This window comes from Mycobacterium yunnanensis (assembly GCF_025823185.1).
In the GTDB taxonomy this organism is placed as follows: Bacteria; Actinomycetota; Actinomycetes; order Mycobacteriales; family Mycobacteriaceae; genus Mycobacterium; species Mycobacterium yunnanensis.
The window spans coordinates 632506-649358 of the sequence record NZ_JACKVK010000013.1 but is presented as its reverse complement, the minus strand read 5'-3'; the positions used below and the strand labels follow the sequence as shown (position 1 = coordinate 649358).

Below are 16853 nucleotides of genomic sequence, written 5' to 3'. Positions count from 1 at the left end.
CGCCGCCACGAACCGCCATATTGGGTGGATTTCCCTTCGGGCAACCGGCATACGCATCGTGGTTCGGCGATTCGCAGGGGCCTCACAACGTATTCGTAATGCGTTGCAGCCCAACGGGTTGGAGAGCGTCTCGGGGAAGGGCATTCGGCGAAAGTCACCGCACCACAATGGCTTCGACGCGACCATTGATCGAATGGTCCAATTCGGTTGTCGCGGAATGGCGACCGTGATCGGGCGGCCGGGAGATTGGGGGTGCCGGTCAGTCCTCCGCAGGTGGCGCCTGGTGTGTTCCAATGCGTTGCGCGCGTGATGATTTCACTCGTGGTCGGTTAGGCCCGTCGACCATCCTTCGATTGGTCCGCGTCTGATCGGTCTGTCAAAGTTACTGGCGGGCAGTGACTTTCATCTTCGCGTGCAGGTTGACGTTGCGTCGCGCCAGCGAACGTCCATTCGGTGGCGTCCCGGAAGGAACTGCGAATGTGCCTGGTGGAGAGCCGTTTCGAGTGATGCGTGTGACTGTTGTGACTAACTTCCGTGCGCCACGTCACACGATGGGCGTGATTTGACTCACGAAATGTGTAGCGCGCGTCCAGATGCCTTGTGCTGCTAACCATCCGTGATGACCTGCGAAGACGCCGGGATCTCGTGTCGTTATCGATTCGTTATCGGACGGCCCCACCCGTGTCGGCAGGTTTCGTCTTGGCGATCGACGTTTGTATGTTTCAAGGGTCTCCACGAATGGAGCAAATCAAACACATCACGAACCAGCGTGTGAGTGGGGCGGCCTCGAGGCCCGAACGAGATTCGGCGCCGAGACCGCCGCCGGGTGACAACCCGGCGTGGCATGTCGAGCCGCCCGCTGTCGTGCCCGACCGAGACGGCACGATCCAGAGCCTCCCGCCTGTCCGACAGGCAGTACGCCCGCGCTCAGCGCGGGTGTCCTTGGTGCGCGCGTGGCGGAAGGACAGAAGTTGAAGAACACCCGCAAGACGCTTGGCCTGGCCACCATCGCCGGGGCGCTCGCCGTGGCCCCGATCGCGCTAGGAGCCGGGACCGCGCATGCGGACGGCGGAGTCAACTGGGATGCCGTCGCAGCGTGCGAGTCGGGCGGCAACTGGTCGACCGCCACGGGTAACGGGTACTACGGCGGACTGCAGTTCACGATGAGCACCTGGCGTGCCAACGGTGGATCCGGTTCGCCCCACCAGGCCAGCAAGGACGAACAGATCCGCGTGGCCAACAACGTGTTGAAGAGCCAGGGCATCGGCGCCTGGCCGGTCTGCGGACGCCGCGGCTAGATCGGCGACGAGGCGACCAGCGGCGCCGGGCGACCAGCCCGGCGCCGCTGTCGTCTCTAGTCCCGCCTACCTCGTGCTTCTCTGGCTTCCGTCACGTCTCGATAAAGAACTTCGGACACTTCTGTAACGCCTGTGACCGACCCCACGAAGCAATGGTTGACCGCGTCAATTTGCCACTGGCTACCGCGGTCCTCGTGTCAACCGGTCGGGGAAGGACCGCACTCGTGACGATTCTGGGATTCGGCAAGGCGCAGAAGGCACTCACCAGCGGGCTCAAGCTCGTCCTCCTCGCCGGTGCGTTCGCGATCGTCGCCATGGCGATGTCGACCGGCATGTCGGCTGGCACCGCCCACGCGGACTCGATGAACTGGGACGCCGTCGCGCAGTGCGAGTCGGGCGGCAACTGGGCCGCCAGCACCGGCAACGGCCACTACGGCGGTCTGCAGTTCAAGCCGGCCACCTGGAGCGCCAACGGCGGCGTCGGTTCGCCCGCCGCGGCGTCACGGGCCGAGCAGATCCGCGTCGCCGAGAACGTCCTCGCCAGCCAGGGTCCCGGCGCCTGGCCCACGTGCGGTGCCAAGGGCGGTGCGCCGACGGTGTGGAACGTCTCCTCCATCACCCCGGCACAGCCCGCGACCGGTTGCCAGGCAATGCCTACCCAGGGACTGCTCGGCCTCATCAACCCCCGCCAGATGTGCTCGGCGCTGCTCAACCCGATGGGCGCGCTGACCGGTCGGAGCTGAGCGCGAAGGCCGACCGCCCGGCCACCGCGGCCAGATGTCGGCGCAGGACCACCTCCGGTACTGCCGCCGACGCCCGCATCGCCGCCGCTCCCAGCAGTGCAGGACGCGCGTTGACGATCCGCCCGAACAGCCGCGACTCGCGGGTCAGCGCGAGCGTCCGCGGTCGGCGCAGCTCGGTGTACCTCGCGAACGCGCCGGGAAGATCGTCGACGACGTCGACGCAGTGCGCCAACGTGGCGGCGTCCTCCAGACCCTGGCAGCCACCCTGGCCGAGATGCGGGCGCATGGGATGTGCGGCGTCGCCGACGAGCACGACGGTCCCGCGCGACCACTGGCGGGCGGGCTCGCGGTCGTAGAGGTCGGTGCGCAGCACGTCGGCCGGATCGGTGGCCGCCAGCAGCGCAGGCACCGGATCGGCCCAGCCGGCGTACATCCTCCTCAGGTGGGTGAGTTCACCGCCGGGGCAGGCCGTGCCCTCTGGACGCCGCTCGGTGCCGAACCAGTAGGTGTGCCCGGCTCCGAGTGGCACGTGGCCGAATTCGGTTCCCACGCCCACTGTTTCGCCGGCCAGAGTCGGGTCCAGACCACAGTGGGCGACGCCGCGCCAGGCGGTGTAGCCGGCATAGCGGCGGCGCAGCGTTCCGTTCAGGTGGCGGGCCACCGTCGAACCGACACCGTCGGCACCGATCACCGCCGTCGCCTCGCGGGTCGTCCCGTCCGACGTCGTGACGCACACCCCGGTCGCGGTGACGACGAGTTCGGTTGCCGCGAGGCCGGTTTCGACGGTGCCCTCGGTGAGCGCGTCGGAGAGGACGCGGGTCAGCACCGACCGCCGCAGAACCACGAGCGGCTCGCCAAGAGCCGCGACGATCCGTTCCGGGGCCGGACGTCGCAGCCACGTCCCGTTCGACCATCGCAGCGCTCCCGCGGAGACCCGACTCCCGGACTCGCGGACGGCGTCGCCGAGACCGATGCGGTCCAAGGCGGCCAAGGCATTCGGCCAGATTGTGATGGCCGTGCCCGACGAGGCGTCGACGCGCTCCTCGAGGACCGTCACCCGGTGCCCTCGGCGTTGCAACGCGACCGCGGTCGCCAGTCCCGAGATGCCGGCGCCGACGACGAGGAAGCTGGGGCTCACGCCCCCGACGCTATCGGCCCGGTGTCGGGAGGTCGAACACCAGCAGGGTGCTCGAGGCCGTCGCGACGATTGCGCCGGATCCGTCGGTGACGACACCCTCGGTGAAGCCGACGCGCGACCCGGCCTTGACGACGGTTCCGGTCGCCGTCAGCGGCCCGCTGGTGGTGCGCACGCCCTTGAGGTAGTTGACCTTGATCTCGATCGACGTGTAGCCCTTGCCCTGCGGCAGCGTGCTGTGCAGCGCGCACCCTGCCACCGAATCGAGCAGGGTGCACACCAGTCCGCCGTGCACGGCGCCGATCGGGTTGTAGGCCGAGTCGTCGGGTTCGCAGGTGAACACCACGCGGCCTGGTTCGACGGCGGACATGGTGAACGACATCAATCCGGAGATCGGCGGTGGCGGCAGGATGCCGTCGACCATCGCGCGCAGGTAGTCGATGCCCGGCATGGACAGGCCCTTGGCCGTGGTGGGGGTGGGGTCGTGCCAGGTGACGACCTTCGAGCGCTCCTCGCCCCATCCCTCGTTGCCGGTCACGTCGTCTCCTCGGGTCGGACTAAGGGGCGGTAGCGGCGTCGACGCAGTGGGTCGTCGGGGGCCACGGCATGTTCGCTGCCCCAGGCCAGCAGTGCGTCCAGCACGGGCAGCAGGCCGCGACCCGCCGCGGTCAGGCCGTACTCGTCGCGCGGTGGATGCTCGTGGTAGGTGGTTCGGTCGACGATGCCCGCCGCCTCCAACGTCTTGAGTCGGGCGGCGACCCGGTCGCGAGGCGCGCCGGTGCCCGCCACGATCTCGCCGAACCGGCACGAACCAAGGGCGATCTCGCGGACGACGAGCAGCGCCCACTTCTCGCCGACGACGGTCAACGCGGCGGCGATCGGACACGGGCGGCCTGCGAGATCGGCGAGCGGAGTGGTCGGCACGGTGTTAGCGTGCCAGGAGTGAGTTTGAAAATCAAACCATCAGTCGAGGCCTGCTCCCTGGCGCCCGTCGCGGCGGGCACGGCACTGGTGCTGGTCACCTACGTCACGCCGATGGCCACGCTGACCGCGACCGTCGCCGGCCTGCGCGCCGGAGTCGCGGCGGGACCGTGGTTGCTCAACTCCATGTCGATCGGCCTGGCCGCCGGCCTGCTGGCCGCGGGCGTGGTCGGAGACAACGTGGGCCGCCGCCGGGTCTACGTCACGGGTCTGGTCGCCATGGCACTGGGCGCCGTCGCCTGCGGCGTCGCATGGAGTGCGGTGGGATTCGTCGCGGGTCGCGTGCTGGGGAGTGGGCGGTGCGGCCGTACTGGCCTGCGGTCTGGCGATTCTCGCTCGTGACTTCACCGAGCCCCGCCGGCGCACCCACGCGACGGCGGTGTGGGGCACGAGCGTCGGCCTGGGGATCACGGTGGGCGCGGTGCTGTCGGCCGCCGTTGGCGCAGCGCACTGGCGCGGACCCTATGTGGCCGTTGCCGCGGTTGCGCTGATCCTCCTGTGGCCCAGTCTCACTCGCATCGGTGACTCACGCGCGGCCGGTCGACGACGGCTCGACGGCGGCGGGCTGGCACTGTTCTCGTAGGCGATGATCCTGCTGGTGTGCGCACTGACTCTGGGACGCAACGGTATTCACCCGACGCCAGTGGTGCTCGGAATTACCGGATTGCTGGCGCTCGTCGGCTTCGGAGTCGTGGAAGCCCGCGTCCGCGACCCCCTCGTCGAGCTTCGACTCCTCCGCCACCAGCGCTTCCGGGCTGCCACCATCGGCTCCTTCGTGCTGGGCACGGGCGTCATCGCCACCGTGTCCTTCGTTCCGACGCTGGCCCAGACGGGCCTCAACGCCGGCATCTGGCCGGCCAGCCTGCTGGTCGTCGTGTGGTCCGGCACGAGTGTGGTGACGGCCTTCCTGTCCCGCCTCGTACGGCACCCGATGACCGGTCCCGTACCGATCGCGGTCGCCCTCGTCGTCGTCGCGGTGGGCCAAGCCCTCGGCTTCGGCGTGACCACCGAGTCCAGCCCGTGGCGACTGGTGCCGTCGCTGTTCGTCGCCGGTGTGGCGACGGGTCTGCTCAACGCGCTGCTGGGTCGCGAGGCCGTCGCCAGCGTGCACGCCGACCGGGCGGCGATGGGAAGCGGGGCCAACAACACCGCCCGTTACTTCGGCGCGGCGGTCGGCATCACCTCCTTCGTCGTCGTCGCCACCCACGCCGGCGACGACCTGGCGGCCGGCTGGAACGTGGCGATCGCCATGTCTGCGTCGATCTCGCTGGTTGGCGCCGGTGCGGTGGCCCTGGCGGGTAGGAGCTCGCGCCACCCGCGCCACTGACCCGGATGTGTGGTTTCCTCGACGGAGACTGCCATGACGCCCGCCATCGAATTCACCAGCGTGCCCCCGTGGGCCGTCGCGCCTCGCCGCGCGGACGCCGACGTCACCGGCCGGTACTGGACGGTGATCGCCTTCGCAGGCGGCGAACCCACGGCCGACGAGTGGATCGGGCAGATCCGGCACCGTCACCCCGATGCCGGTGCCCGCGTGCACCGGGTCGGCGACGACGACGCGGCCCGGGCTGCGCTCGAGGCCGACGTCGCCACCGCCCGCGTGGGGTGGCGCCTGCTGATCGCCGGGCCTGCGGACGCCTGCCTGCGGCTGCGCGCCCGCGCGCTGCGCCTCGGGATCGGCGACGACGAGATCACCGTCGCCAGCACCGACGTGGCCGACAGGGACGTCCATTGCGCGCACTGCCGCACCGTGACCCACGCGACCGTTCCACTGGGCGGAGTCCTGGATTGCCACGGCTGCCGGCGACCGCTCGCAGTGCAGGCCCACGTGTCGCGGCGCCTCGGCGCGCACCTCGGGGTGCTGGCGTGATCGGCCTCGCCCTCGACGTCGTCGGCGTCGACGACCGCATTCCCGGAATCCGGTCGCTGACCCTGGCCCGGCCCGACGGCGGCCCGCTGCCGTCGTTCGTCCCGGGCAGCCACCTCGTGGTGGAGTGCGGTCCGGTGCTCAACGCATACTCCCTCACCGGCGACGGCGCGAGCCCGGTCACCTACGCCATCTCGGTGCTGTCGTGCCCCGGCGGTTCCGGTGGCTCCCAATGGATCCACGGTCTGAGCGTTGGCGACGTCGTCGGCGTCCACGGTCCGCGCAGCGCATTCGCACCCGTGCTGAGTGCCACGCGGCATCTGCTGGTGGCGGCGGGCATCGGAATCACCCCGATGGTGTCGCACCTGCGCAGCGCCCGGCGCTGGCGCCGGCCGGTCGAGCTGCTCTACGTCCACCGCCCCGGCCGGGGCGCGCACCTCGACGACGTCGACGCCCTCGCCGAATCGGCATCGGTCTTCACCGACCGCGAATCGTTCACCGCGGCAGTCGACGACGCGCTGGGACGCCAGCCTCTCGGCACGCACCTCTACCTCTGCGGCCCCGCGGCCTTCATGGCCGAGGTCACCGCGCGGGCCACCGCCTGGGGCTGGCCGGCCAGCCGGGTGCACGTCGAACACTTCGGCACGGACGCCTTCGACCCCGGCGAACCGTTCGACGTCCACCTGAGGACCACCGGCGAGACGTTCACCGTCGGCGCGGGAGTCTCGCTGTTGGAGGCCCTCCTGGCGCGCGGCGTCGACGTGCCCAACCTGTGCCGTCGAGGCGTCTGCGGGGAATGCCGCGTCGAGGTCACCGCCGGGGACGTGTTGCACCGGGATCTGTTCCTCGGTGAGCGGGAGCGGGCGGCAGGCGACTCGATGATGTGCTGCGTGTCGCGGGCAGCCGGAGCCCGGCTGGAGTTGGCACCATGACCTCCGTAGCGTCGAATCGGTTGGCCGCCTTCCCCTTTCCGTTCACCGCCGACAGCTACCGCTACAGCACCAATCTGGCACCGGCGGGCACCGCGGTGACGACCGCGACCGGCCGGTGGGGTGAGCGGATCGTCGACGTCGACGCGCACTACGAGACCGAATTGGCTGAGCGGGCGGCGATCCTGGCCGCCGACCCCGGCCGGCACGCCGTGCTGGCACACATGCGGCCCGCGTCCTGGGACGCGATGCTGACGCTGATGCGGGAACTGGCCGCCACCTACCCCGAGACGATGATGCTCACCGGCGACGGCACCAGCTGGCACTGGCACAACGCTCGGCTGGGCGTCACCGCGGACTTCGTCGTCGGCGACGAGTCGACCCTGCCCGCCGAGCCGCTGGCCTTCATCGCCGCCCAGATGCAGGACGACGTCGTCCTGCTCGACGAGCGCGGCGGCGAACTGTTCGTCGACGCCGGGGTGGTGACCTTCGCCGCAGCCTGGTCGTTCGGCTTCGACGTCGGCATGGAATTCCTCGACGTGCACGGCCCGGTGCCGAGGCTTCGCGAGAGCGGGGTGATCACCAGAGCCCGCGACTTCATCCTGCGTCTGCAGCCGGGGGAGGCCTATCGGCGCACCAACTGGTCGATGGCCGTGGGTTCGCGCCTGGACCAGTCGCTGGAGCGCTATCCGGAATGGGCATCGGAGCGCGCCGCGGCCGCCAGCGCCGACGACGACGCGTTCGGCCGCCTCGTGCATCTTCGCGTGGAGGTGCAACACCTCATCGGGCTGCCCGAGACCGGTGCGGTGTGCTTCCTGATCCGGACCTACCTGCTGTCCCTCGCGGACCTGGCCACCGTCGAGCCGTGGCGACTGCGCACCGCGGCGGTCGTGGCCGAGCTGCCCGAGGACCTGGCCGACTACAAGGGATTCGCAGCCCACCGCGACCGCATCGTGGCGTGGCTCGACACGCACGGAGGACCATGACACCGACGCCGACCCCCTTCGCCGATCTCGACGCGTTCCTGGCACTGCCAAGGGTCTCCGGTCTGGCGGTGTCGCCGAACGGGTCGCGCGCCGTCGCAGGTGTCGGCGAGCTGAACGCCAAGGGCACCGAATACGTCACTGCCATCTGGGAACTCGACGTCACCGGCCGGCGCGCCGCGCGCCGCTTGACCCGAGGCGCCACGGGGGAGTCGGCGCCGGCCTTCACCGCCGACGGGGATCTGCTCTTCCTCGCCAAGCGCGAAGCTCCCGACGCCGACGGCGGCCAGCCGACGGCGTCGCTGTGGCGGCTGCCCGCAGGCGGCGGGGAAGCGGTCGCCGTGCTGGACCTCGCCGGTGGCGTCGACGCGATCCACGCCGCGCGAGCCGCCGACGTCACGCTGGTCACCGCGCCGCTGATGCCCTCGGCCGTCGACGTCACCGACGACGCGAGGGTGCGGGCCCTGCGCACCGACGGCAAGATCTCCGCGGTGCTGCACACGGGATATCCCGTCCGGCACTGGGATCACGACATCGGTCCCGCCGAACCACATCTCGTCGACGCCTCCGGCCCGCGGGACGTGACGCCGCGTCCCGGTGGTGGCCTGCGCGAGGCCGACGTCGACCTCAGCGCCGACGGACGGTTCGCCGTCGCGTCGTGGGCCGTGCCTGGTCCCGGCGCGTCGATCCGCCGATCCTTGATCCGCGTCGACGTCGCCACGGGCACCCGGACGACGATCGTCGACGACCCGAGCGCCGACCTTGGCGCCCCGGCCATCTCGCCCGACGGGTCGGCGGTGGCGTTCATCCGCGAGTCGCATTCGACGCCGCAGGCGGCGCCGCGAATGACGCTGTGCGTCATGCCGTTCGGCGGTCCCGTGGCCACGATCGCCGGCGACTGGGACAGGTGGCCCGCCACGGTGGCGTGGACGCACGACGGGTCCACCCTCGTCGTCAGCGCCGACGAGGGCGGGCGACGACCGATCTTCCTCGTCGACCCGGCAGACTCCTCGGTGACGCGACTGACGGCCGACGACTACGGCTACACCGACGTCCACCCCGCGCCCGGCGGTGCGATCCTCGCGCTGCGAAGCTCGTACTCCGAACCACCGCACCCCGTCCGCGTCGACCCCGACGGCACCGTCACGGTCTTGCCCTGCATGGCCGCCCCCGAGGTGCCCGGCGAGGTGGCCGACGTCTCCACTGTCGCCGACGACGGAACCGAGATCTGGTCGTGGCTGGTGCTCCCCGACTCGGACGCGCCGGCGCCGCTCGTGCTGTGGATTCACGGCGGTCCGCTGGGTAGCTGGAACACCTGGCACTGGCGGTGGAACCCGTGGCTGCTGGCTGCCCGCGGCTACGCCGTCCTGCTGCCCGACCCGGCCCTGTCCACCGGGTACGGTCAGGACTTCGTCCAACGTGGCTGGGGGGCTTGGGGATTCGCGCCGTATACCGACCTGATGGCCGCCGTCGACGGTGCGCTGAAGCACCCGAGGGTCGACGCGAACCGCACCGCGGCGATGGGCGGATCCTTCGGCGGCTACATGGCCAACTGGATCGCGGGCCACACCGACCGGTTCGACGCCGTCGTCACCCACGCCAGCCTGTGGGCACTCGACCAGTTCGGGCCGACCACCGACGGCGCCTACTGGTGGGCGCGGGAGATGACCGCGGAGATGGCCGAACGCAATTCACCGCACCGCGACGTCGGCGAGATCGTCACCCCGACGCTCGTGATCCACGGCGACAAGGACTATCGGGTGCCGATCGGGGAAGGGCTACGGCTCTGGTTCGACCTTCTGACCCGGTCCGGGCTGCCCGCCGCCGACGACGGCACCAGCCCGCACCGGTTCCTCTACTTCCCGACCGAGGGGCACTGGGTGCTCGCCCCGCAGCACACCAAGATCTGGTACCAGGTCGTCCTGGGGTTCTTGGGGCGGCACCTGCTCGACGAACCCGAGGTGCGTCCCGACACGCTCGGATGACGCCCCGGTAGCTTGGGGCCATGACCGAAGCGCAGCGTGAATTCGACATCGTGCTCTACGGGGCGACGGGTTTCGTCGGCAAGTTGACCGCGCAGTACCTGGCCGCGGCGGGCGGTCCGGCACGCATCGCCCTGGCAGGACGTTCGGTGGCCAAGCTCCGCGACGTCCGCGACTCCCTCGGCGAGGCGGCCAAGGAATGGGAGCTGATCGAGGCCGAGGCCGGCCAGCCGTCCACCCTCAACGACATGGCGTCGCGCACCCGCGTGGTCGTCGCCACCGTCGGGCCCTATACGAAGTACGGACTGCCCGTGGTGGCGGCCTGCGCGGCGGCGGGAACCGACTACGCCGATCTCACCGGCGAGACGATGTTCATCAGGGAGAGCGTCGACCTGTACGGCAAGGAGGCCGCCGACAACGGCGCCCGCATCGTGCACTCCTGCGGATTCGACTCCGTCCCTTCGGATCTCACGGTGTACGCGCTGTACAAGCGGGCGATCGCCGACGGTGCCGGTGAACTGGGAGAGACGAACTTCGTCCTCCGCGGGTTCGCCGGCGGCGTGTCCGGTGGCACCGCGGCGTCGATGATCGAGGTCATGCACACCGCGTCGACCGATCCCGAGGCGCGCCGCGCGATGACCGACCCGTACACCCTCAGCACCGACCGGGCCGCCGAGCCCGAATTCGGGCACCAGTCCGATACGCCGTGGCGTCGAGGGCGCGACATCGCCCCCGAACTCGACGGCGTCTGGACGGGCGCGTTCGTGATGGGCGTGGCGAACTCGCGAACCGTCCGGCGCAGCAACGCCTTGCTCGACTGGGCCTACGGCCGGTCGTTCCGGTATGCGGAGAACATGAGCATGGGGTCCTCAGTGGTGGCGCCCGTCGCGGCCGCGCTGGGAACGGCGGCCAACGCCGCCGTCCTGGCCCTCGGCAGCCGCTACTTCGACAAGGTGCCCCGCGGTCTGGTCGAGCGGATCCTGCCCAAGCCGGGGACGGGGCCCAGTGAGAAGGCCCGCGAGAACGGGCACTACACGGTCGAGACGTACACCACGACCACGACCGGTGCCCGTTACCGGGCGACGATGTCGCAGAAGGGCGACCCCGGCTACAAGGCGACGGCGGTGCTGCTCGGCGAGTGCGGGCTGGCGCTCGCGCTGGACCGCGACGCGTTGTCCGACCTGCGCGGCGTCCTCACCCCGGCCACGGCCCTCGGCGACGCGCTGCTCACCCGCCTTCCCGACGCAGGCGTGACGCTGCGGACCGAACGGCTGTAACCGGCGATCGTTGGGTCTACTGTCGCCACCATGGCCGGCCTCGACGAACTGTTCGATCAAATCCCCACCGCCGAGATCGCCCGCAAGCTGGGCGCCGACGAGGGCGAGGTGGACAGCGCCGTGCACACCCTGGTGCCGCTGCTGGTCGGTGGCCTGCGACAAAACGCCCGGGATCCGGAGCACGCCGCCGGCATCGAGAACGCTGCGGGCACGCACGCCGCGAGCGGATTGCTCGACGGCGGCGTCAGCGTCGACCAGGTCGACGAGGCCGACGGGTCCAAGGCCGTCGCGAAGATCTTCGGCGGCAACGACAGCACCCAGGTCGCCGCGGCGCTCTCGGGCGGTGGCGCGGGCAACGGCGACCTGATGAAGCGGCTGCTGCCGATCCTGGCGCCCATCGTGCTCGCCTACGTCGGCAAGCAACTCTCCACCGGCTCCGGAGGCATCGGTGACATCCTTGGCACCATCCTCACCGGTGCCGCCAAGGGCGGCGGGGGGCGGTCGGACAACCCGCTCGGCAGCATCCTCGGGGGCGTGCTCGGCGGCGGGCAGGGCGGCGGGGGACTCGGCGACATCCTCGGTGGGCTGCTCGGCGGCAAGCGCTGACCTGCGATCTCGGACCGGCGCCGGACTGCTCGCGAGGAGTTCCTACACTGTCGAGGTGACCGTCAGCCCGAAATCCGCAGACAACCCAGGGGTGCAGGCCCTTCCGAAGTCGTGGGACCCGGCCACGGTCGAGACCGAGCTGTACCAGGGCTGGGTCGACGCGGGCTACTTCACCGCCGACCCGTCCAGCGACAAGCCGCCGTACTCGATCGTGCTGCCTCCGCCCAACGTGACGGGCAGCTTGCACATGGGCCACGCACTGGACCACACGCTGATGGACGCCCTGACCCGCCGCAAGCGAATGCAGGGCTACGAGGTGTTGTGGTTGCCCGGCATGGACCACGCGGGCATCGCCACCCAGAGCGTGGTCGAGAAGCAACTCGCCGCCGACGGCAGGACCAAGGAAGACCTCGGCCGCGAGTCGTTCGTCGAGAAGGTGTGGGACTGGAAGCGCGAGTCCGGCGGCACGATCGGCGCGCAGATGCGGCGGATCGGAGACGGCGTCGACTGGAGCCGTGACCGCTTCACCATGGACGAGGGTTTGTCTCGCGCGGTGCGGACGATCTTCAAGCGCCTCTACGACGCGGGTCTGATCTACCAGGCCGAGCGGTTGGTCAACTGGTCGCCGGTGCTGCAGACCGCCATCTCCGACCTGGAGGTCAAGTACTCCGACGTCGAGGGCGAACTGGTCTCGTTCCGCTACGGCTCGATGGACGATGCCGAACCGCACCTGGTGGTGGCCACCACGCGCATCGAGACGATGCTCGGTGACACCGCGATCGCCGTGCACCCCGACGACGACCGCTACCGCGCACTGGTCGGCCAGACCCTGCCCCACCCGTTCCTCGACACCCGGGTCGTCGTGGTGGCCGACGCGCACGTCGACCCCGAATTCGGCACCGGCGCAGTCAAGGTCACGCCCGCGCACGATCCCAACGACTTCGAGATCGGCCTTCGCCACGACCTGCCGATGCCGTCGATCATGGACACGAAGGGCCGTATCGCCGGCACCGGGACCCGGTTCGACGGGATGGACCGCTTCGAGGCCCGCGTCGAGGTGCGGGAGGCGCTCGCCGAGCAGGGGCGCATCGTCGCCGAGAAGCGGCCGTATCTGCACAGCGTCGGGCACTCCGAGCGCAGCGGGGAGCCCATCGAACCGCGGCTGAGCCTGCAGTGGTGGGTGCGGGTGGAGTCCCTGGCCAAGGCCGCGGGCGACGCAGTGCGCAACGGCGACACCGTGATTCACCCGGCCAGCCTGGAGCCCCGGTGGTTCGCCTGGGTCGACGACATGCACGACTGGTGCATCTCGCGGCAGCTGTGGTGGGGTCACCGGATCCCGGTCTGGCACGGCCCCAACGGCGAGAAGGTGTGCGTCGGACCGGACGAGACGCCGCCCGAGGGCTGGGAGCAGGACCCCGACGTGCTGGACACGTGGTTCTCCTCGGCGCTGTGGCCGTTCTCCACGATGGGCTGGCCCGACCGCACCCCGGAACTCGAGAAGTTCTATCCGACATCGGTTCTCGTCACCGGCTACGACATCATCTTCTTCTGGGTGGCCCGGATGATGATGTTCGGCACGTTCGTCGGCGACGACGACGCGATCACCGCCGGCGGCACGCGCGGCAGGCAGGTGCCGTTCGAGAACGTGTTCCTGCACGGTCTGATTCGCGACGAGTTCGGCCGCAAGATGAGCAAGTCCAAGGGCAACGGCATCGACCCCCTCGACTGGGTCGACACCTACGGTGCGGATGCGTTGCGCTTCACCCTGGCGCGTGGCGCCAACCCGGGCGGCGACATGTCGATCGGCGAGGACTACGCCCGTGCCTCGCGGAACTTCGCGACCAAGCTGTTCAACGCCACCAAGTTCGCGTTGATGAACGGTGCGACCTTGGCACCACTGCCTGCCCCCGAGGACCTGACCGACGCCGACCGCTGGATCCTCGGCAGGTTGGAAGAGGTTCGCGCAGAAGTCGACTCGGCGTTCGACCGCTACGAATTCAGCCGGGCGTGCGAGTCGCTGTACCACTTCGCCTGGGACGAGTTCTGCGACTGGTACCTGGAGCTGGCGAAGGTGCAGTTGGCCGACCACCCCGACGGGCCGACCAACGCGGTGCTCGCCGCCGTGCTGGACAGCTTGCTCAAGCTGCTGCACCCCGTCATGCCGTTCGTGACCGAGACGCTGTGGAAGGCGCTCACCGGACGCGAGTCGCTGGTGATCGCGCCGTGGCCCGAGCCGTCGGGGTTCGCCCTCGACGACGTCGCCGGTCGCCGGGTCGCCGACATGCAGAAGCTCGTCACCGAGGTCCGCCGGTTCCGCAGCGACCAGGGCCTCAACGACCGGCAACGGGTTCCCGCTCGCCTGGTCGGCGTCGCGGAGGCGGACCTGACGACCCAGATCGCGGCCGTCACCTCGCTGGCCTGGCTGACCGAACCCGCCGACGGGTTCACCCCGTCGGCCGCCGTGGAGGTCCGGTTGTCGTCGGGGATGGTGCAGGTGGAGCTCGACACCTCGGGCACCGTGGACGTCGCCGCCGAGCGCCGACGGCTGGAGAAGGATCTCACCGTCGCGCAGAAGGACCTGGCGCAGACGGCCGCGAAGCTGGGCAACGAGGAGTTCCTGTCGAAGGCCCCCGACGCGGTCGTGGAGAAGATTCGCACCCGTCAGCGGGTCGCCAGCGAGGAAGTCGAGCGGATCACCGCCCGGCTGGCCGGGTTGTCGTGACCGACCCGACGGCCGTGCCGACGCCCGATCCGACGCCTGACGAGATCGCGGCCCTGCTCCAGGTCGAGCACCTGCTCGACCAACGCTGGCCCGAGACCAAGATCGAGCCGAGCACGGCCCGCATCGCGGCCTTGATGGAACTGCTGGGTTCGCCGCAGCGGGCGTACCCGACCATCCACGTCGCCGGGACGAACGGGAAGACCTCGGTCACCCGGATCGTCGACTCGCTGTTGACCGCCCTGCATCGCCGGACCGGACGCGCGACGAGCCCGCACCTGCAGGCGGCCGTGGAGCGCATTGCGATCGACGGGAAGCCCATCTCCCCGGCGCTGTACGTGGACACCTACCGCGAGCTGGAGCCGTTCGTCGAACTCGTCGACCAGCAGTCCGAGGCGGCCGGCGGCCCACGGATGAGCAAGTTCGAGGTCGTCACGGCGATGGCCTTCGCCGCCTTCGCCGACGCGCCGGTCGACGTCGCCGTCATCGAGGTCGGACTCGGCGGCCGGTGGGACGCCACCAACGTCGTCGACGCACCGGTGGTCGTCATCACCCCCATCGGGCTGGACCACACCGATTACCTCGGCGACACGATCGCCGAGATCGCGGCCGAGAAGGCCGGCATCATCGTCAAGCGGGCGCCGGACCCCGTGGCCCCCGACGTCGACCTCAGCACCGTGGCGATCATCGGTCAGCAGACCCCGGAGGCCATGGAAGTCCTTCTGGCAGAAGCGGTCCGGGCCGATGCCGCGGTGGCCAGGGAGGGCTCGGAGTTCGCGGTGCTTCGCAGGCAGGTCGCCGTCGGCGGGCAGTTGCTCGAACTCCAAGGTCTTGGCGGGGTGTACCCGGAGGTGTTCCTGCCGTTGCACGGCGAGCATCAGGCCCACAACGCCCTGCTCGCGCTGGCCGCCGTGGAGGCGTTCTTCGGTGCGGGAGCCGACCGCCAGCTCGACGTGGACGCCGTCCGAGAGGGCTTCGCGAACGCGGCGAGCCCCGGTCGGTTGGAGCGGATGCGCAGCGCGCCAACGGTATTCGTCGACGCCGCCCACAATCCGGCCGGTGCGGAGGCATTGACCAGGGCGCTGGCCGAGGAGTTCGAGTTCCGGCACCTCGTCGGCGTGGTGTCGGTGATGGGTGACAAGGACGTCGACGGAATCCTCGCCGCCCTCGAGCCGGCCTTCGACCAGATCGTCGTGACGCACAACGGATCCCCGCGCGCCCTCGACGTCGAGGGCTTGGCGCTGCGCGCTGAGGAGCACTTCGGCCCCGAGCGCGTCATCACGGCCCCGACGCTGCCCGACGCCATCGAAACCGCCATCGCCCTGGCCGAGGACAGCGGTGCCGATGATTCCTTCCCCGACGGCTTCTCTGGCAGCGGCGTCGTCATCACCGGGTCGGTCGTCACCGCCGGCGCTGCCCGCAGCCTCTTCGGACGGGACCCCGCGTGAGCGATACGGCCGAGCAGCCACCCGTCGGGCCGGACCCGTGGAAGAGCTTCCGCGGCGTGATGGCCGGCACGCTGATCCTCGAGGTCATCGTGGTGCTCCTGGCGCTGCCGGTGGTGTCGTACTCCCACGGCGGCCTCACCTGGGTCAGCGGCGGCTTCATCCTCGGCGTCACCGGCATCCTCATCCTCTTGGCCGGCGTGCAGGGCAGGCCCTGGGCGCTGAAGGCGAATTTGGCGGTGCAGGTGATCCTGATCGCCGGCGTCGTGATCCACCCCGCCATCTGCTTCATCGGCGTGGTCTTCGCAGCGGTGTGGTTGCTGATCGCCTACCTGCGCGCCGAGGTCAAGCGCCGTCAAGACCGCGGCCTGCTGCCCGGGCAGCAGGCCCCGCCCGCTGACGGGTAGGGTCCACGCCGTGACTGAGCGGACTCTGGTACTGGTGAAGCCCGACGGCGTGAAGCGCCTCCTGGTCGGGGAAATTCTTGGCCGAATCGAGCGCAAGGGTCTGTCGATCGCGGCTTTGGAACTCAAGAACGTCGACGAAGATCTGGCCCGCGCGCACTACGCCGAGCACGAGGGTAAGCCGTTCTTCCCGTCCCTTCTGGAATTCATCACCTCCGGCCCGGTCGTCGCCGTGGTCGTCGAGGGTCCCCGGGCCATTGCCGCCTTCCGTCAGCTTGCCGGCGGCACCGATCCGGTGGAGAAGGCCGTGCCCGGCACCATCCGCGGTGACCTGGCCCTCGTGACCCAGGACAACCTGGTGCACGGGTCGGATTCGCCGGAGTCGGCGGCCCGCGAGATCGAGCTGTGGTTCCCGGGTCGTTAGCTGCACGTCGGGCTTGAGGCGGCACCTCGTCAAAGACGGCGCCGCGATGTGGGATACTGG

At 70.2% G+C, this 16853-nt stretch carries 17 protein-coding genes and 1 pseudogene; 15 read left to right on the top strand and 3 right to left on the bottom strand.

Annotated elements, in window-relative coordinates; translation table 11 throughout:
- Window positions 1–1073: 1073 nt before the first annotated feature.
- Together H7K45_RS26735 and H7K45_RS26730 are read left to right on the top strand one after the other, a co-directional pair.
- Window positions 1074–1298, top strand: a pseudogene (locus H7K45_RS26735) (transglycosylase family protein); the annotation flags it as partial.
- A gap of 224 nt (window positions 1299–1522) precedes the next feature.
- Window positions 1523–2041 carry a transglycosylase family protein gene (locus H7K45_RS26730; RefSeq protein ID WP_372512650.1) on the top strand — a complete coding sequence of 173 codons (519 nt, stop codon included), beginning with the start codon at window positions 1523–1525 and terminating at the stop codon, window positions 2039–2041.
- Here the strand turns inward: H7K45_RS26730 and H7K45_RS26725 are convergent.
- From H7K45_RS26725 to H7K45_RS26715, 3 genes are read right to left on the bottom strand one after another with little or no spacing between them, the layout of a single operon-like run.
- A complete protein-coding gene (locus tag H7K45_RS26725; RefSeq protein ID WP_263999108.1) occupies window positions 2007–3179 on the bottom strand; it encodes an FAD-dependent oxidoreductase in 1173 nt (390 codons plus the stop codon). The two genes, H7K45_RS26730 and H7K45_RS26725, sit on opposite strands and share 35 nt — an antisense overlap.
- Window positions 3180–3189: 10 nt before the next feature.
- A complete protein-coding gene (locus H7K45_RS26720) occupies window positions 3190–3714 on the bottom strand; it encodes a PaaI family thioesterase (RefSeq protein WP_263999107.1) in 525 nt (174 codons plus the stop codon).
- Window positions 3711–4100: a winged helix-turn-helix transcriptional regulator gene (locus tag H7K45_RS26715; protein ID WP_263999106.1), complete on the bottom strand. Its 390-nt coding sequence runs from the start codon at window positions 4098–4100 to the stop codon at window positions 3711–3713. Before H7K45_RS26715 ends, H7K45_RS26720 begins: the two co-directional genes overlap by 4 nt.
- An 18-nt stretch (window positions 4101–4118) precedes the next feature.
- Between H7K45_RS26715 and H7K45_RS26710 the strand changes: the two genes are divergently transcribed.
- From H7K45_RS26710 to ndk, 13 genes are read left to right on the top strand one after another with little or no spacing between them, the layout of a single operon-like run.
- Window positions 4119–4499, top strand: coding sequence for an MFS transporter (locus H7K45_RS26710; protein ID WP_263999104.1), 381 nt, complete (start codon window positions 4119–4121; stop codon window positions 4497–4499).
- Window positions 4450–4740, top strand: a complete 291-nt coding sequence (locus tag H7K45_RS31600) for an MFS transporter (RefSeq protein ID WP_308206436.1) — start codon at window positions 4450–4452, stop codon at window positions 4738–4740. The genes H7K45_RS26710 and H7K45_RS31600 overlap by 50 nt, the downstream gene beginning before the upstream one ends.
- Before the next feature lie 15 nt (window positions 4741–4755).
- Window positions 4756–5484, top strand: a complete 729-nt coding sequence (locus H7K45_RS26705) for an MFS transporter (protein ID WP_308206435.1) — start codon at window positions 4756–4758, stop codon at window positions 5482–5484.
- Window positions 5485–5517: 33 nt separating this feature from the next.
- A complete protein-coding gene (locus H7K45_RS26700; RefSeq protein ID WP_263999103.1) occupies window positions 5518–6027 on the top strand; it encodes a dimethylamine monooxygenase subunit DmmA family protein in 510 nt (169 codons plus the stop codon).
- On the top strand, window positions 6024–6956 hold the full coding sequence (locus H7K45_RS26695; RefSeq protein ID WP_263999102.1) for a PDR/VanB family oxidoreductase: 933 nt from the start codon (window positions 6024–6026) through the stop codon (window positions 6954–6956). Before H7K45_RS26700 ends, H7K45_RS26695 begins: the two co-directional genes overlap by 4 nt.
- Window positions 6953–7939 carry a heme-dependent oxidative N-demethylase family protein gene (locus H7K45_RS26690; protein WP_263999101.1) on the top strand — a complete coding sequence of 329 codons (987 nt, stop codon included), beginning with the start codon at window positions 6953–6955 and terminating at the stop codon, window positions 7937–7939. The genes H7K45_RS26695 and H7K45_RS26690 overlap by 4 nt, the downstream gene beginning before the upstream one ends.
- Complete coding sequence (locus H7K45_RS26685; RefSeq protein WP_263999100.1) at window positions 7936–9921, top strand: S9 family peptidase; 1986 nt, start codon at window positions 7936–7938, stop codon at window positions 9919–9921. Before H7K45_RS26690 ends, H7K45_RS26685 begins: the two co-directional genes overlap by 4 nt.
- A 20-nt stretch (window positions 9922–9941) precedes the next feature.
- Window positions 9942–11195 (top strand): saccharopine dehydrogenase family protein, encoded by a 1254-nt coding sequence (locus tag H7K45_RS26680; protein WP_263999099.1) that lies wholly within the window; start codon window positions 9942–9944, stop codon window positions 11193–11195.
- Between the two features lie 30 nt (window positions 11196–11225).
- Window positions 11226–11801 carry a DUF937 domain-containing protein gene (locus tag H7K45_RS26675; protein ID WP_263999098.1) on the top strand — a complete coding sequence of 192 codons (576 nt, stop codon included), beginning with the start codon at window positions 11226–11228 and terminating at the stop codon, window positions 11799–11801.
- Window positions 11802–11856: 55 nt separating this feature from the next.
- Window positions 11857–14523 (top strand): valine--tRNA ligase, encoded by a 2667-nt coding sequence (locus H7K45_RS26670; RefSeq protein ID WP_263999097.1) that lies wholly within the window; start codon window positions 11857–11859, stop codon window positions 14521–14523.
- Complete coding sequence (gene folC, locus H7K45_RS26665; RefSeq protein WP_263999096.1) at window positions 14520–15968, top strand: bifunctional tetrahydrofolate synthase/dihydrofolate synthase; 1449 nt, start codon at window positions 14520–14522, stop codon at window positions 15966–15968. Before H7K45_RS26670 ends, folC begins: the two co-directional genes overlap by 4 nt.
- A gap of 59 nt (window positions 15969–16027) precedes the next feature.
- Window positions 16028–16372, top strand: coding sequence for a DUF4233 domain-containing protein (locus H7K45_RS26660; RefSeq protein WP_263999335.1), 345 nt, complete (start codon window positions 16028–16030; stop codon window positions 16370–16372).
- Window positions 16373–16382: 10 nt separating this feature from the next.
- Window positions 16383–16793, top strand: a complete 411-nt coding sequence (ndk, locus tag H7K45_RS26655) for a nucleoside-diphosphate kinase (protein WP_263999095.1) — start codon at window positions 16383–16385, stop codon at window positions 16791–16793.
- Window positions 16794–16853 lie beyond the last annotated feature (60 nt).

What these genes read in the sequence shown, in the direction of transcription:
- H7K45_RS26700 (WP_263999103.1), top strand. Translation starts at nt 5,518, where the DNA reads ATGACGCCCGCCATCGAATTCACCAGCGTGCCCCCGTGGGCCGTCGCG.
- H7K45_RS26690 (WP_263999101.1), top strand. Translation starts at nt 6,953, where the DNA reads ATGACCTCCGTAGCGTCGAATCGGTTGGCCGCCTTCCCCTTTCCGTTC.
- H7K45_RS26685 (WP_263999100.1), top strand. Translation starts at nt 7,936, where the DNA reads ATGACACCGACGCCGACCCCCTTCGCCGATCTCGACGCGTTCCTGGCA.
- H7K45_RS26680 (WP_263999099.1), top strand. Translation starts at nt 9,942, where the DNA reads ATGACCGAAGCGCAGCGTGAATTCGACATCGTGCTCTACGGGGCGACG.
- H7K45_RS26675 (WP_263999098.1), top strand. Translation starts at nt 11,226, where the DNA reads ATGGCCGGCCTCGACGAACTGTTCGATCAAATCCCCACCGCCGAGATC.
- H7K45_RS26660 (WP_263999335.1), top strand. Translation starts at nt 16,028, where the DNA reads ATGGCCGGCACGCTGATCCTCGAGGTCATCGTGGTGCTCCTGGCGCTG.